18 protein-coding genes are annotated in these 12,352 nt (G+C 53.4%); 9 read left to right on the top strand and 9 right to left on the bottom strand.

Going from position 1 to position 12,352, the window contains the following annotated elements; all coding sequences use genetic code 11:
- Window positions 1-36 precede the first annotated feature (36 nt).
- The 3 genes from V9K92_RS10755 to V9K92_RS10745 are packed head-to-tail and all read left to right on the top strand — an operon-like array spanning window position 37 to window position 1,785.
- The gene (locus V9K92_RS10755; RefSeq protein WP_337353978.1) at window positions 37-621 is read left to right on the top strand and encodes a hypothetical protein; all 585 of its coding nucleotides are present in this window, start codon (window positions 37-39) and stop codon (window positions 619-621) included.
- On the top strand, window positions 621-1,208 hold the full coding sequence (locus V9K92_RS10750; protein ID WP_337353977.1) for a hypothetical protein: 588 nt from the start codon (window positions 621-623) through the stop codon (window positions 1,206-1,208). The genes V9K92_RS10755 and V9K92_RS10750 overlap by 1 nt, the downstream gene beginning before the upstream one ends.
- Before the next feature lie 4 nt (window positions 1,209-1,212).
- Window positions 1,213-1,785, top strand: coding sequence for a hypothetical protein (locus V9K92_RS10745; protein WP_337353976.1), 573 nt, complete (start codon window positions 1,213-1,215; stop codon window positions 1,783-1,785).
- A gap of 7 nt (window positions 1,786-1,792) precedes the next feature.
- Here the strand turns inward: V9K92_RS10745 and V9K92_RS10740 are convergent, their stop codons facing one another.
- From V9K92_RS10740 to V9K92_RS10730, 3 genes are all read right to left on the bottom strand, one after another.
- The gene (locus V9K92_RS10740; RefSeq protein WP_337353975.1) at window positions 1,793-3,079 is read right to left on the bottom strand and encodes a hypothetical protein; all 1,287 of its coding nucleotides are present in this window, start codon (window positions 3,077-3,079) and stop codon (window positions 1,793-1,795) included.
- Between the two features lie 67 nt (window positions 3,080-3,146).
- Complete coding sequence (locus tag V9K92_RS10735) at window positions 3,147-4,331, bottom strand: MFS transporter (RefSeq protein ID WP_337353974.1); 1,185 nt, start codon at window positions 4,329-4,331, stop codon at window positions 3,147-3,149.
- Window positions 4,332-4,549: 218 nt separating this feature from the next.
- Complete coding sequence (locus tag V9K92_RS10730; protein ID WP_337353973.1) at window positions 4,550-5,374, bottom strand: aldo/keto reductase; 825 nt, start codon at window positions 5,372-5,374, stop codon at window positions 4,550-4,552.
- Between the two features lie 138 nt (window positions 5,375-5,512).
- Between V9K92_RS10730 and V9K92_RS10725 the strand changes: the two genes are divergently transcribed.
- From V9K92_RS10725 to V9K92_RS10715, 3 genes are read left to right on the top strand one after another with little or no spacing between them, the layout of a single operon-like run.
- Window positions 5,513-6,415: a LysR family transcriptional regulator gene (locus tag V9K92_RS10725; RefSeq protein WP_115051478.1), complete on the top strand. Its 903-nt coding sequence runs from the start codon at window positions 5,513-5,515 to the stop codon at window positions 6,413-6,415.
- 60 nt (window positions 6,416-6,475) lie between these two features.
- Entirely contained in the window at window positions 6,476-6,706 is a 231-nt protein-coding gene (locus V9K92_RS10720; RefSeq protein WP_115051477.1) for an XRE family transcriptional regulator, read from the top strand.
- 49 nt (window positions 6,707-6,755) lie between these two features.
- Window positions 6,756-7,097: a hypothetical protein gene (locus tag V9K92_RS10715; protein WP_337353972.1), complete on the top strand. Its 342-nt coding sequence runs from the start codon at window positions 6,756-6,758 to the stop codon at window positions 7,095-7,097.
- Window positions 7,098-7,103: 6 nt separating this feature from the next.
- Here the strand turns inward: V9K92_RS10715 and V9K92_RS10710 are convergent, their stop codons facing one another.
- Window positions 7,104-7,961, bottom strand: a complete 858-nt coding sequence (locus tag V9K92_RS10710; RefSeq protein WP_336440707.1) for a DMT family transporter — start codon at window positions 7,959-7,961, stop codon at window positions 7,104-7,106.
- Between the two features lie 10 nt (window positions 7,962-7,971).
- Window positions 7,972-8,385, bottom strand: a complete 414-nt coding sequence (locus tag V9K92_RS10705) for a VOC family protein (RefSeq protein WP_115051474.1) — start codon at window positions 8,383-8,385, stop codon at window positions 7,972-7,974.
- Window positions 8,386-8,555: 170 nt separating this feature from the next.
- Here V9K92_RS10705 and V9K92_RS10700 point away from each other — a divergent pair, with 170 nt between their 5' ends.
- Window positions 8,556-8,717: a Thivi_2564 family membrane protein gene (locus V9K92_RS10700; RefSeq protein WP_115051473.1), complete on the top strand. Its 162-nt coding sequence runs from the start codon at window positions 8,556-8,558 to the stop codon at window positions 8,715-8,717.
- A 33-nt stretch (window positions 8,718-8,750) separates the two neighbouring features.
- Here the strand turns inward: V9K92_RS10700 and gcvA are convergent, their stop codons facing one another.
- Window positions 8,751-9,641 carry a transcriptional regulator GcvA gene (gene gcvA / locus V9K92_RS10695; RefSeq protein WP_115051472.1) on the bottom strand — a complete coding sequence of 297 codons (891 nt, stop codon included), beginning with the start codon at window positions 9,639-9,641 and terminating at the stop codon, window positions 8,751-8,753.
- A gap of 120 nt (window positions 9,642-9,761) precedes the next feature.
- On the opposite strand from gcvA, the gene V9K92_RS10690 reads away from it, so the two are divergent.
- Window positions 9,762-10,001 (top strand): hypothetical protein, encoded by a 240-nt coding sequence (locus V9K92_RS10690; protein WP_337353971.1) that lies wholly within the window; start codon window positions 9,762-9,764, stop codon window positions 9,999-10,001.
- A 6-nt stretch (window positions 10,002-10,007) separates the two neighbouring features.
- Here V9K92_RS10690 and V9K92_RS10685 read toward each other — a convergent pair whose 3' ends face one another.
- From V9K92_RS10685 to V9K92_RS10675, 3 genes are all read right to left on the bottom strand, one after another.
- The gene (locus tag V9K92_RS10685) at window positions 10,008-10,196 is read right to left on the bottom strand and encodes a hypothetical protein (protein WP_115051470.1); all 189 of its coding nucleotides are present in this window, start codon (window positions 10,194-10,196) and stop codon (window positions 10,008-10,010) included.
- A 62-nt stretch (window positions 10,197-10,258) separates the two neighbouring features.
- Complete coding sequence (locus V9K92_RS10680) at window positions 10,259-10,660, bottom strand: (R)-mandelonitrile lyase (RefSeq protein ID WP_115051469.1); 402 nt, start codon at window positions 10,658-10,660, stop codon at window positions 10,259-10,261.
- A complete protein-coding gene (locus V9K92_RS10675) occupies window positions 10,657-11,037 on the bottom strand; it encodes an ArsR/SmtB family transcription factor (protein ID WP_336440705.1) in 381 nt (126 codons plus the stop codon). The genes V9K92_RS10680 and V9K92_RS10675 overlap by 4 nt, the downstream gene beginning before the upstream one ends.
- 121 nt (window positions 11,038-11,158) lie before the next feature.
- Between V9K92_RS10675 and V9K92_RS10670 the strand changes: the two genes are divergently transcribed.
- Window positions 11,159-12,334: an MFS transporter gene (locus V9K92_RS10670; RefSeq protein WP_337353970.1), complete on the top strand. Its 1,176-nt coding sequence runs from the start codon at window positions 11,159-11,161 to the stop codon at window positions 12,332-12,334.
- Window positions 12,335-12,352 lie beyond the last annotated feature (18 nt).

Raw genomic sequence — 12,352 nt, 5'->3', positions numbered from 1 at the left:
CTGGGTTACGGAACGGTTGTGGAGAGACGCAGATAGATGTGGTCCCATTTCGTCACGTTTCGCAGCAAGGCTACGGCCTGGCTGACAGCAGGGCTTGGTTCATTCGCGGCGTTGGGGCTCGCCTTTGTATTGGGAGCATTTGAAGCGGCTGAAAAGCCGCAGCTTCCGCAAATTACAGCCGGTCAATCCATGGAGGCGGGAAAGTGGCTTATCAAGCCTCTTTCAATTCGGGTAACTGACCAGAAAGTTTACAGCACGACACCGAAGGACGGGCAAAAGGCGATCATCCTTGAAGTGGAATTGATGAACCGCACGATCGAGTCCGATAGCGGCTATTACAAAATCTTTCAATGGCCTGCCAATATTGCAGAAAAGACCGAACAACCGATGGTCTATCTTACGCGCGATGAATCCATGTCGCCAAATCTGCAACCCGGAATGCCGGAGAAAATGGTTTATGTCTGGCTGATGCCCAGCGATGTGGTGGCGGGCAATGATGTTGAACTGGCAATTGAGGCTTGGGGATTCAAGCATCGCAACAAATTGACCGGAACGCCGGGGTGGTGGAGCAAAAGCATTGTGGGTTCGGTGCGCTTGCCGCTGCAAAGGGAGCAGGGCTGATGCGCCGCTTGGCGAATATTACCGTCATCCTTGTGGCGGTGGCCTTGCTGTACGGCATGTGGGTGACGAAACCGCGTTATGGCGAACTCACAGGGCCGATTGCTGCCTATGGCAAGATGCATGATCGAGTGCACACACGGGAATTTGACGTAACGCTCAATCAGGTGATTTTTGCGCGCGAATTGACTTATACACAGTTCGGAAAAGAAAAGGTGCTTACGACCTCCGGTCTTTGGGCGGTCGCCTTGGTAGAGCTTGCTGCAACAACCAAAAGTACGGGTGTTTCAACGGCCATCTGGCGAGGACCTACCGGCCTCAGATTTGCACAAAGCAATCGCGTTGGCTGGTTGCCCGGACAACCGCCTTACATGCTCGAGCCCGGATTGCCGAAACAGGTGCAACTGGCGTTTGAGATATTGCCCGATCAGGTCAATGGCGCGACGCTGCTTCTATCGGCGCAGATGAAACCCTCATTGGATTCCGAAGCGCGGATCAAAATCGACGACTTCAAAAAATTTAATGATGGCATGCCGTTGATCGTCGATCGTTTCGACATATCACGTCCACAACCGGCTGCGGGAAGCTGACGCGATGGCTGTGACGGATTATGATACCCAACCTTCCGAGCGCCGCTGGCGCCGCCGCAGCCTGTGGGCCCTGCTGGTGATTGTCCCGGTCTCATTGTTCACCATCAGTTATGGCGACTATGTGGAAATGAGCCGTTACACCGATCTTTACCCCACTGAAGTGGCTGCGGGTGAGGTCAAGCATTATGGTGGCAGCGACTGGCAGTTTTACGGGACGCGGAAGGTGGAAGAGGGCATTCGCCCCGGCTCGCTGCCCGCAGGTTCCGTGCCTGTGATTGCAAGATTTCTCGTGGAGATCGGCGATACCAATTTGCAGGAGCGATGGCTCATGTGTGCAATCCGACTGACAGACAAGGCTGGTCGCTCTTGGTCTCCAACGTCCATTCCCGGAATGCGCCCTGCAAAAGAGGGCATCCAGACATGCACGTCGGCCATATTTTCAGGAGCGGAAAAAGGCACAAGAATGGTGATCGAAGAGCGGTTCCTCGTGCCGGTAGCGGTCGCGGATGAACTGCGCCCGACATTGGGGATGTATAGCGAGCGGCCCAACTATCTGAAATTTGCTCGCACGGAATAGGCCGCTTTTACCGCGCCCCTTCAAGTGAGGTTGAAGCAAGTGCAGGGTTTCTTCTCATCGAGAAGGCTGTTTCCAAAATCGCGGCGAGGAAACAAATGCGCAAGGGCTCCACGAGCAGACCGGTGGACGAATCCTGCATCGGGCTGCCCAACAAAAAGACAATCGCATTGCCAGCAAATTCCCAAACCCTGCCGGGTTGCGGGCCGATTATATGGGCTGCGCCCAGCCACGCCCAAGCGGCCACCCACTCGATAAAGCGATAGCCAAGAATCAGCGTGATGATAAGCAGCAGCCCGGAATTCAGTGTCAGCCGCACGCCATTGGCGATTGGAAGATAACGTGAGCGATAGCCGCTGACGAAGTGATTGATAAAGTCTCGGATAAATTTAGGCACTGCCTGGTAGCGTTCGCCAAAACGCTCGACCCGGTGATGCACCCGCATGAGTTCTGTCTGGTCACGAACATCATAGCCATAGACCAGCGCAATCATGACCAGCCAGATCACGGGTAAAAGCGCGTGGAAAAACAGGTTGGTGGCAATTGTGCCAAAGCTTTCGGGAATCTGTTCTACCGGGATCATTGTCGCCGCATAGGCAACCGAAACAGGTTGCGCGATCCCGGCAAGCAATTGCTCAAACCATGACCATAGTTTGCCATTGACCAGTGCCTGCATCCAGTCATCTTTCCAGCGGCTGATAATGTAGAGACCGATGAAAATCCAGTTGGTTTCGCAAACCACAATCACGATTTCCCAGAAAGATCGCTTTGTGCGTTCTTTCATGGTCTTGGCAAACCAGCGAACGAGCCAGGAAAGGGCAACGGACAGTAAAATCCATTTGGAATCGAGGACATCCAGAACATTACCGCCACCGCCAAAAGGCATCATGGACAGGGCAAGGCGGGAATATTGGCGAACCGTATCACCCAGAAAACCCCATGCTGCATAGTAAGCAAAGAATGGGATAAGGGCGACGGCGATAATCGTCGTCAAACGGGAAAATCCGGAGCCGCTGCCCGCCGCTGCCTTGTCGGATTGTGCTTGGGCAGCGCTGACAGAAGGCAGTCCCGGGCGCACAATCTGGATCATGGAAACAGTTGTTACCAGCTGCGTAAGCGCAACGAGGGTCAACACGCCAAGCCCGGCATAATGGTTCATATAGGCAGTTTTGACGGCCAGATGCATCAATATATGGGAAGCAGTAAGCCCCAGAAGCACCACGGCCACCAATTGGGGCCAGAAGCGCAACCAGAGCTTGAACGTCAGCTTGATGGGCAGTGCCACTTCGGCCAGCATGAAACACCTCTTGCGAATCTCATGCTGACCTTACCGATTTTTACAAGGCTGCCAAGTTTTGAGCCTGTCAGGCGTGGGCGAGGACCCGGGCAGACTCGCGTCGGTCGAGCATCTGGCTCCAAAGGGTAAGGCCAAGCGCACCGATAACAAGCAGCGAGCCAACCCAGGGTGTGGCACCAAGGCCAAGCGGCGAAGCAACGATAATGCCGCCAAGGAAGGCACCACCGGCAATGCCAAGGTTGAAGGCAGCGATGTTCAGCGCCGAAGCCACGTCAACCGTTTCAGGTGTATGGATCTTGGCGAGTTGCACCACATAGAGCTGGAGGCCGGGCACATTGGAGAAGGACAATGCCCCTAAAGCGGCCAGAGTTACCAGCGCCCAGACCGGCGATGTGGCGGTGAAGGTGAACGCCGCCAGAACGATGGCCTGCAATAGGAACATGACTGCAAGCGCTCTGACTGGATTGCCATCGGCGACGCGTCCGCCGACCATATTTCCAACGGCGATGGACAGGCCATAAAGTACAAGGATCAGGCTGACTGTGGAATTGGCGTAGCCAGTGATCTGTTCGAGAACAGGCGCAAGGAATGTGAACATCACAAAGGTGCCGCCATAGCCAAGCGCGGTCATGGCAAAGGCAAGCAGAAGACGGCCACTGCCCAGAACACGAATCTGATCAATGATGCGGGCAGGGGCGGCTTTTGCGATCTTGGATGGCAAAAGGAATGCAATGGCAAGGAATGCGATGATGCCAAGCACGGTTACGGCCCAGAAGGTTGCACGCCAGCCAAGTTGCTGGCCGATAAATGTGCCGAGTGGAACCCCAGTGACGATAGCAACAGTCAGGCCAAGAAACATCATGGCGATTGCTGAGGCACGGCGATTGGGCGCAACCAGATCAGCGGCGATTGTTGCGCCGACCGAGAAAAACACGCCATGTGCAAATGCGCTGATGACGCGGGCGACGAGCAATAGCTCATAGGTAGGCGAGAGTGCTGCCGCCGTGTTGCCGACGACGAACAGGGCCATGAGACCGAGCAGCAATGGCTTGCGCTCGATTCTGCCTGTGAGGGCGGTCAGTATGGGTGCGCCGAAGGTGACGCCAAGCGCATAAACGCTGACGATAAGCCCGGCGAGCGGCAACGTAATGTTGAGATCTGTGGCAACTGTGGGCAAGAGGCCCACAATGACGAACTCTGTCGTTCCGATGGCATAGGCGCTGATCGTCAGCGCCAGAAGTGCGAGAGGCATGATCCTATCCTTTGATTGGATGCTGCGTTAAGCCAGCCCTCAAATAGAAATTACTGATGGCCGGTTGGTTGCCCCCAATATGAGCCATCGCAATTCCATTGATAATGACCAGATCATGCTCAATGGTTATGAATTCAATTCACAGATAGGTCTAAACGCGACTGCGGCACCTCCTCGGTTGAGGAGATGCCGCGTTCCAATAGCAAAGTTGGGGAAAGTTAATCCCACTTTGGAGCAAGATGGCCCGGATTGACAATCCGTCCATCTGGCTTGGCAAGTGCATGCAGGGCCTGCATTTCTTCATTGGTCAGTTCGAAATCAAAGATCTCGAAATTGCTCTTGGCGCGTTCTTCGCTGACAGTTTTGGAAAGCGTGATGACGCCTTCTTGCTGAATGAGCCAACGCAGAACAACCTGCGCTTCGCTCTTGCCATGGGCTGCGGCGATTGCCTTGATGACCGGATCGCCAATGATTTTGCCATCGGCCATGGCATAATAGGCGGTGATGCTTATGCCGCTATCCCGCGCGGCCTTCAACACAGTGCTTTGATCGAGATAGGGGTGATATTCCACCTGATTTGTCACGATCGGAGCTTTGCTCAACTTGACTGATTCAGCCATGAGGGCTGAACTGAAATTGCTGACGCCGATATTACGGACCTTGCCCGCATCGCGGACTTCGTTGAGCGCTCCAATGCGTTCGGCCAGAGGCACATCGCTCTTTGGCCAATGCAGCAACAGAAGGTCAACATAGTCTGTCTTTAGTTTCGACAGGCTGTCATCGACCGATTTGATGAAATCATCATGCTTGTATTTATCGACCCAAACCTTGGTGGTCAGGAATATATCGCCGCGCGAGACGCCGGAGTTCTTGATTGCTTCACCCACCTCAGCTTCATTGCCGTAGATCTGTGCGGTATCAATATGGCGATAGCCGAGCTTCAGAGCAGCAGGAACCATGCGAAGCACATCCGCGCCAGGCATACGGAACGTGCCAAACCCGATTGCCGGAATTTTTGCTCCATGAGCGCTTACATTGAACATTCTTTATTCCTCTCATTTGCGGCAGCTACAAAATCTGATGATCCAAAGCCTCATATGGGCTTAAACAGCCAGTCTGATAATTCCTTGTTATCGACCAGCTGTTGTGAAATTAATTCATAAGCGGTAGCGGGGTCTGATATGGATAATAGAGCCGGAGAAATGGACGTCTTCGTGACGGCGGTTGAATTGGACAGTTTTTCTGCGGCAGGCAGAAAGCTTGGCCTTTCGCCATCGGCGGTCAGTAAAATGATCCGCCGTATCGAGGATCGGCTCGGTACACGCTTGCTCGTACGCTCAACACGCTCATTGCAATTGACGCCTGAAGGCGAGATTTACCGCCAGCGTGCGCTACGGATCATTTCTGAAATAGAAGAAACCGAGCGTGTCGTCGCCTCTGGCGCATCGGTCGCGCCGCATGGATTGTTGCGGGTCAATTCGTCGGTTGCGGTCGGTCAATTTCTCATCCTTCCGCTTATGCCGAAATTTCTGGAATTATACCCCGAGGTAGAACTTGATTTCACCCTGAGCGAGCGCGTGGTCGATCTTATCGGCGAGCGAGCAGATATCGCAATTCGCGTTGGCCCGATGCGCGACTCGAACCTGAAAGCACGCAAACTGTGTGAAAGCCGCAAGGTTGTAGTTGCATCTCCGGACTACATTGCAAGGCGAGGCAGGCCCAAGCAGCCAGCCGATCTAGAGAAGCACAATTGCCTGAATTTCAATTTCCGCCGCGCTCTTGAGGAGTGGCCCTTCAAAAATCGCGATACCGGTGAAATCGAGCGGATGGGTATTTCCGGCAATTTTCTGGCGAGCAGCGGCGCAATCGTGCGGCAGATGTGTCTGGCTGGGTTGGGCATAGCGCGCCTCGGATATTTTCATCTGGCCGATGACATAGAAGCTGGTCGGCTGGAGGTCATTCTGGAGGATTACAATGCTGGCGATATGGAGCAGATCAATGCTGTATTTGTCGGGCATGATTACCTGGCTACTCGCGTGCGCACATTTATTGATTTTCTGGCGGAGAATATGCCGAAAGCATAGGAACCAAATTCGCGGCGGCGCATTACCGGAGACGCAAATTTTCCAAACAAGGAGATGACAATGGCCGATGTGATTGAAACAACAGCCTCCGCGATCACTGCCGGGGTCAATCTTGTAAAAACAATCAAGGAAAAATTCGGTTATACGGTCGAAGATCTCGCAATTGCCAGCGGCCTGACCGTGGAAGAGCTCAATGGTATCGAGACGGGCGCTGAGGCCGAGCCAAGCAAGTTACATCGGATAGCGCATTCGGTTGGGCTGCCCGACGTGACACCCCAGATTCAGCATTAATTAGCAATATGGGCTGTCTTTCGTGCCGGATGCAGGCGAATATGCAGCCATGACAGAAGATGGAAAGATACAAAACACTGGGGTCGCGCGGCTCAAGCAGCATGCCGATCTGGTTCAGCAGCTTGTAAAGCAGGTTCCAGCGGCACTTTCAAAGCCCAGCCTTACGCTGGAACAGGTTTCCAGGCTGCACCGGGTAATTCAAAAAGGTGTCGATGATTTCAAGGAGGTTCAGGAACTGGTCAACAGGCCGGGGCTTGACGAAACCTATAGCCGCGCCGCTGGCAGCCTTGCAAAAATCTGGTCGCATCTGTCCTCTGCTGCGGAAGCGCGAATGCAGGATCTGGCCAAGAATGATGCCGATGCATCAGACATGCAGAAGCCCGACGAATAGACCTCTCTAGGACTTGCGATTCTTGAGGTTGAGCAAATTGCCCGAAAGGATCAGCGCCGCGCCGATGGCAGTATAGACATCGATATGTTCGGAATAGACCAGCCAGCCGACGATTGCGGTGAGGGGCACGCGAAGAAAATCCATGGGAATGACCACAGTGGCATCGGCATAGAGCAAAGCTTTCGCCATGCAGAAATGCGAGAATGTGCCGGTGAAGGCAATAATGATAACCCATGGCATGACGTGTGGGCTCGGCCATTGCCAGCTATGCAGGGCAGGTAAAAGACCGATGCCCGACTGAATGACCAGCATCCAGAAAATGATTTTGACCACGCTTTCCGTGCGCGTCAGAGATTTGACCATAGTGAAAGAAATCCCGAAGGTAAAAGCGGCGCCAAGCACGATCAATTGACCGATTTCAATGGTGCCGATACCGGGGCGAACGATGATGATCACGCCGATAATTCCAAGCGCTATTGTAAGCATGCGCCAGATATTGAGCCGCTCGCCCAAAAACGCCACGGCCATGATGGCGGTCCAGGCTGGCGTGGTGAATTCGATTGCAATGAGCTGCGCCAAGGGGATCATTGACAACGCCATCAACCATGCAAACTGACCGGCATAATGTGCGGTATTACGGCCCAAATGCTGCCAGATGCGGCTGGTTCGCATCGCTCTTATACCGCCCGATGAGCGGATAAGCGGATAAAGCATGGCGAGGCCGATCAACGACCGCATCTCCATGATCTGAAAGACATTCAGCTCTTTGGAAGCTTCGCGGCCGGAGACCGCCATCAGAATGATGGCTGCCAGCGATCCGGTCATCCAGAACGCAGCCTTGATATTGGACGGCGGCACTTCCATGAATTTTAAGCTACTTGGCGTAGATGCTGGCGAAGTCGGCAAAGCCTTTGACTTCGATGGGATTGCCTGACGGATCGCGGAAGAACATTGTCCATTGTTCGCCCGGCTCGCCCTTAAAGCGTACAACCGGCGGCATGACAAATTCCACGTTTGCAGCCTTCAGCCGATCTGCCAGCCTGTTCCAATCCTCAAGCGCAAGTATGATGCCGAAATGCGGCATGGGCACCATGTGATCGCCCACCTTACCGGTATTGGTTGTCTCGAATGGCTTGCCCAAATGCAGCGAAATCTGATGACCAAAGAAATCGAAATCAACCCATGTTTCCGTGCTGCGACCTTCCTCGCAGCCAAGAATCTCGCCATAGAAGCGACGAGCTTCATCGAGATCGGTTACATGATAGGCAAAATGAAACAAGGAGCGCATGGGTATTTCCTGAAAGCATGGCGGTTGCCGCAAACTATCAGTGCAGCCCGGAGCAAACAATGCAGGACGAGCACAATGCACTCTTTACGTGCATTGCATGGAACAAAAGCCGGCTCACGAGAGTTTCTAAGGGCTACACTCGTATTGATCCCGAAAACAGGAAATAAATAATGTCGATTTTGATCAGTCTTTTGATCACCGTTCTGGTGATTTTTCTCGTGCTCTATCTCATCCAGATGCTGCCACTGGATGGCCGTGCCAAGCAGATTATTCAGGTCATCGTGGTGGTGATCGGTATTATCTCGCTGCTGCGCTATCTCGCAGTATTTTAAAGATCGGAGCGGGCGGGATTAAACCCGCCCTTTTCAATTGCCATTGCTGCCGATTTGCTCCAGCATCCAGTCGCGAAAAGCGCGGATCTTTGGGACATTTCTGCGTGCTTCAGGATAGACCAGCCAATAAAAATGATCCGCATCGGCACCAACCATATCGAATGGTTGGATAAGCTGACCTTGTTGAATTTCGGATTGATAAAAGGCGGGAGTGAGAATTCCAACGCCCATGCCAGCCAAAACAGCTTTGCCCTCCAGATGCTGATCGCCAAAGCGGTTGCGAGGGTCGCCTTTCAGATCCGGATTATCAATGCCTACCGACCTGAACCATAATTTCCACCAATAATCTCCCGTGTCGACAATTGGTAATTTGAGAAGATCCCTTGGAGTTTCTATCCCTCCGACCGAGGCAGCCAATGCCGGTGTCAACATCGGAGAAAATTCCGCAGCAAAAAGCTTATGGCTCGTCAGGCCAGGCCATTTTCCATTTCCCGACCTGATGGCAACATCCACCTGATGGCGGTTAAAGTCGATCAATTCCCGACTCGCCTGCAATCGTACCGCCAATTGCGGGTGTGATAGCTGGAAAGACCCCAATCGCGGCACCAACCAGTTTGAAGCAAAAGTCGGTATTGTATTGACGGTCAAAACGCCGTCAGCATTTTCACGTGTGGCGGCGATGGCAGCGCGCATGAGCTCAAACGCTTCGCTGATCGCTGGAGAAAGCCGGACGCCCACTTCAGTAAGCACAACCTGACGCGGTTTGCGTAAAAACAGCAGCGCCCCAATACGCTCTTCCAGCAGCTTGATCTGATAGCTCACAGCCGCTTGGGTCATGCCCAGCTCTTCGGCGGCCTTGGTAAAATTGCCGTGGCGTGCAGCGGCTTCAAAAACCCGGATGGCAGATAAGGGAGGGAGTTGCATCAAGTTTCTCGCATAAGCTGTCCTTATGCATACTACTTGCCGTTTTGTTGGAAAACAACTGGGGTATGGCGCATCTTCGCTTCAACAAAGGGCCAACAGCCTTTACTCGGAGTTAGAGAAATGAACATGTCAAAAGCGCATACACCACCCAAACCAGTATTCTCCGCATGGATAAATTGGATCAAGGGATTGAGAACCGGGCACGGCAAAAACGCGCCTGTCAGTCATGTCCGTCTGGATGAGTTCTCAGACCATATGATGCGCGATATTGGAGCCCTGGATGGCAGGAGCTCAACGGGCTACAGGCGCAGGCACTCTGTCGACGGACGGCTCGACGATAATTTCAATGGGCCGCTATAATGGCGGTTATGAATCGAAATCAGTCTCGAGCTTGCGTTCAAGCGCTACAAGGTCATCGGGCAAGGGCATGCCCATGGCCCTGAGCTCATTCAAATGTTCGCGCAGGGTTTCATGGATTTCATGAGCATCCGCTGGCCGCTTGACCATCTCTTCAACCAAAAGTGCGATTCTGGCTTTGACGTCTTCGAATGCCATGATTATTCCCTTTCATGCGAACATACATTTCCAACCCGAACAGGTAACAGAAATGTAGCAGACTAATCGTGGCCGGAATATTGCGTATCTGAAACCTTTTCCATCCATTCCACCGCTTTGCCGTCGAGCGCTTCCTGCATGGCAATATGGGTCATGAAAGTAGTGGGGCTGGCGCCGTGCCAATGCTTTTCGCCCGGTGGGATCCAGATTGTATCCCCAGCCTTGATCTCCCTTATTGCTTCGCCCCAAACCTGAGCAAGCCCGGAGCCGGATGTCACGTGCAAAGTCTGGCCGAGTGGATGGGTGTGCCAGGCCGTACGAGCACCTGGCTCGAAACGGACAGTTACAGCGCGCAATCGCGCAGGTTCTTCCGCTTCAATGATTGGATCCTGCCAGACAGTTCCGGTAAACCAATCGGAAGGAGGGCGGCGCGAGGGGACAGAGCCGTTTGGCGTTATTCTCATGATGGCAATCCTGATTGTTTCGGAAATTCAGTGGAGGAGGGAGCAACGCCAGGTGAGAGCTGCGTTGCTGATGCCAGAATTGAATCCAGAAAACCGGGAAACCGCTTTTCCAAATCCGTGCGCCGCAAGGACAGCAAGCGTTTTGTCCCTTCAGGGCGAACGTAAATAATGCCCGCCTCACGAAGCTTGCCAATATGATAACTCAACGCGGTTTTTGATCCGAGGCTTAGAAAATAGCTGCAGGTCATATTGCGCTCGTCTTCGCCAAATCTCGCAAGCATGGAGATGATTGTCAGGCGGGTTTCATCGCCCAGTGCCGCAAGAACAGCTGGCAGAGCGATTTCTTCCGGAGCAGGATGATACAGAGCGTTCGTCATACCTATGTAATAGCAATTGGCAGGAGAGATTTCAATGTTCAATAATTATTGAACTTATCGCTTGACTTTGATTTGGAGGAGGCGAATAGTTCAATGATCGTTGAACATCTAGGTATTAGCCATGGACATTCGTCTTGTAGGACTGGCGCTGGGCACATTTGCAATCGGCATTGAAGGCTTTGTCGTGGCAAGCCTTCTGCCCGAGATCGCTGGAGACACGGGGGTAAGTCTTGTTCAGGCAGGCTATCTGGTTGTGACCTATGCTTTCGCCTATGCAATTGGAGCGCCCATCGTCGCTGCCCTCACAGGTGCGCTGGATAGGCGTATCGTGCTGGCTGGAAGCGCATTGGTCTTTGTTCTCGGTGCTATTCTTGCTTCAATATCCCCGACATATATTCTCTTACTGATAGCACGCCTCCTGATTGCAGTGGTTGCCGGGCTTTATGCCGCGACAGCGCAGGCGACAGCCGTTGCAATATCGCAGCCGCATCATCGCGCCAGAGCGATCTCCGTGATCGTCGGGGGAACAACTCTGGCCGTGGCGTTTGGCGCGCCATTGGGGGCATTTATAAGCAGCTTTGCGGGCTGGCGCGGCACATATCTATTCATTGCCCTGATCGGTGTTCTGGCCACGTTGATTGTTTGGCTCTTGCTACCACGCGGCCTTTACGCAGATAAAATGACCTTGGCCAAGCGCCTGAGCGTCATCCGTCATCCGGGCCTGCTGCCTGCACTCTTGACCATGCTTCTCTATATGACCGGAGGCTTTGCCGTATATACCTATATCGCGGCTGTTGCAGTGGAGGGGACAGGTCTTTCCCGTGAATACTTGCCGATTATCCTTCTGGCTTTTGGAGTTGGCGCGGCATTCGGCAATTTTCTTGGCGGGCAGTTGGCCGATCGCTTCGGTGCAACGAAAACGGTGATTGCTGCATCCATTCTCAATACAGTTGCCCTGATCCTGGTCAGTTGGATCATGACCTTGCCACATGAGTTTGCCGGTATTGTCTTGATCGCGCACATGGTGGTCTGGGGTGTTATCGCCTGGATGTTTCCACCGGCACAGGCAAGCCGCATATTGGCGATAGCGCCGGAAAGTGCGCCGCTCGCTTTATCGCTCAATTATTCCGCGCTCTACCTTGGGGTTGCCATAGGATCAATGATCGGAGGGCTGGTCATCACCAATCTGGGGCTGAACTATCTGGGCACTGTTGGCAGTATATTCTCAATCCTGGGTCTTGCGGTAATAAGACTGGCCCGCACCGCGAGGCCCAAAGAGCATCTGTCGATTGCGTGATCGCGCGAGGGCCGGGCG

The sequence above is a fragment of the Phyllobacterium sp. CCNWLW109 genome (assembly GCF_037203905.1).
GTDB lineage: Bacteria > Pseudomonadota > Alphaproteobacteria > Rhizobiales > Rhizobiaceae > Phyllobacterium > Phyllobacterium ifriqiyense.
This window is presented reverse-complemented; position numbering and strand designations above follow the sequence as displayed.

Bases quoted from the DNA above. Each gene is read 5' to 3' on its own strand.
- V9K92_RS10700 (WP_115051473.1), top strand. From the start codon at position 8,556: ATGTCGATTTTGATCAGTCTTTTGATCACCGTTCTGGTGATTTTTCTC.
- V9K92_RS10730 (WP_337353973.1), bottom strand. From the start codon at position 5,374: ATGTTCAATGTAAGCGCTCATGGAGCAAAAATTCCGGCAATCGGGTTT.
- V9K92_RS10720 (WP_115051477.1), top strand. From the start codon at position 6,476: ATGGCCGATGTGATTGAAACAACAGCCTCCGCGATCACTGCCGGGGTC.
- V9K92_RS10740 (WP_337353975.1), bottom strand. From the start codon at position 3,079: ATGCTGGCCGAAGTGGCACTGCCCATCAAGCTGACGTTCAAGCTCTGG.
- V9K92_RS10710 (WP_336440707.1), bottom strand. From the start codon at position 7,961: ATGGAAGTGCCGCCGTCCAATATCAAGGCTGCGTTCTGGATGACCGGA.
- V9K92_RS10715 (WP_337353972.1), top strand. From the start codon at position 6,756: ATGACAGAAGATGGAAAGATACAAAACACTGGGGTCGCGCGGCTCAAG.
- V9K92_RS10735 (WP_337353974.1), bottom strand. From the start codon at position 4,331: ATGCCTCTCGCACTTCTGGCGCTGACGATCAGCGCCTATGCCATCGGA.
- V9K92_RS10705 (WP_115051474.1), bottom strand. From the start codon at position 8,385: ATGCGCTCCTTGTTTCATTTTGCCTATCATGTAACCGATCTCGATGAA.
- V9K92_RS10745 (WP_337353976.1), top strand. From the start codon at position 1,213: ATGGCTGTGACGGATTATGATACCCAACCTTCCGAGCGCCGCTGGCGC.
- gcvA (WP_115051472.1), bottom strand. From the start codon at position 9,641: ATGCAACTCCCTCCCTTATCTGCCATCCGGGTTTTTGAAGCCGCTGCA.
- V9K92_RS10750 (WP_337353977.1), top strand. From the start codon at position 621: ATGCGCCGCTTGGCGAATATTACCGTCATCCTTGTGGCGGTGGCCTTG.
- V9K92_RS10725 (WP_115051478.1), top strand. From the start codon at position 5,513: ATGGATAATAGAGCCGGAGAAATGGACGTCTTCGTGACGGCGGTTGAA.
- V9K92_RS10685 (WP_115051470.1), bottom strand. From the start codon at position 10,196: ATGGCATTCGAAGACGTCAAAGCCAGAATCGCACTTTTGGTTGAAGAG.
- V9K92_RS10755 (WP_337353978.1), top strand. From the start codon at position 37: ATGTGGTCCCATTTCGTCACGTTTCGCAGCAAGGCTACGGCCTGGCTG.
- V9K92_RS10690 (WP_337353971.1), top strand. From the start codon at position 9,762: ATGAACATGTCAAAAGCGCATACACCACCCAAACCAGTATTCTCCGCA.
- V9K92_RS10675 (WP_336440705.1), bottom strand. From the start codon at position 11,037: ATGACGAACGCTCTGTATCATCCTGCTCCGGAAGAAATCGCTCTGCCA.
- V9K92_RS10680 (WP_115051469.1), bottom strand. From the start codon at position 10,660: ATGAGAATAACGCCAAACGGCTCTGTCCCCTCGCGCCGCCCTCCTTCC.
- V9K92_RS10670 (WP_337353970.1), top strand. From the start codon at position 11,159: ATGGACATTCGTCTTGTAGGACTGGCGCTGGGCACATTTGCAATCGGC.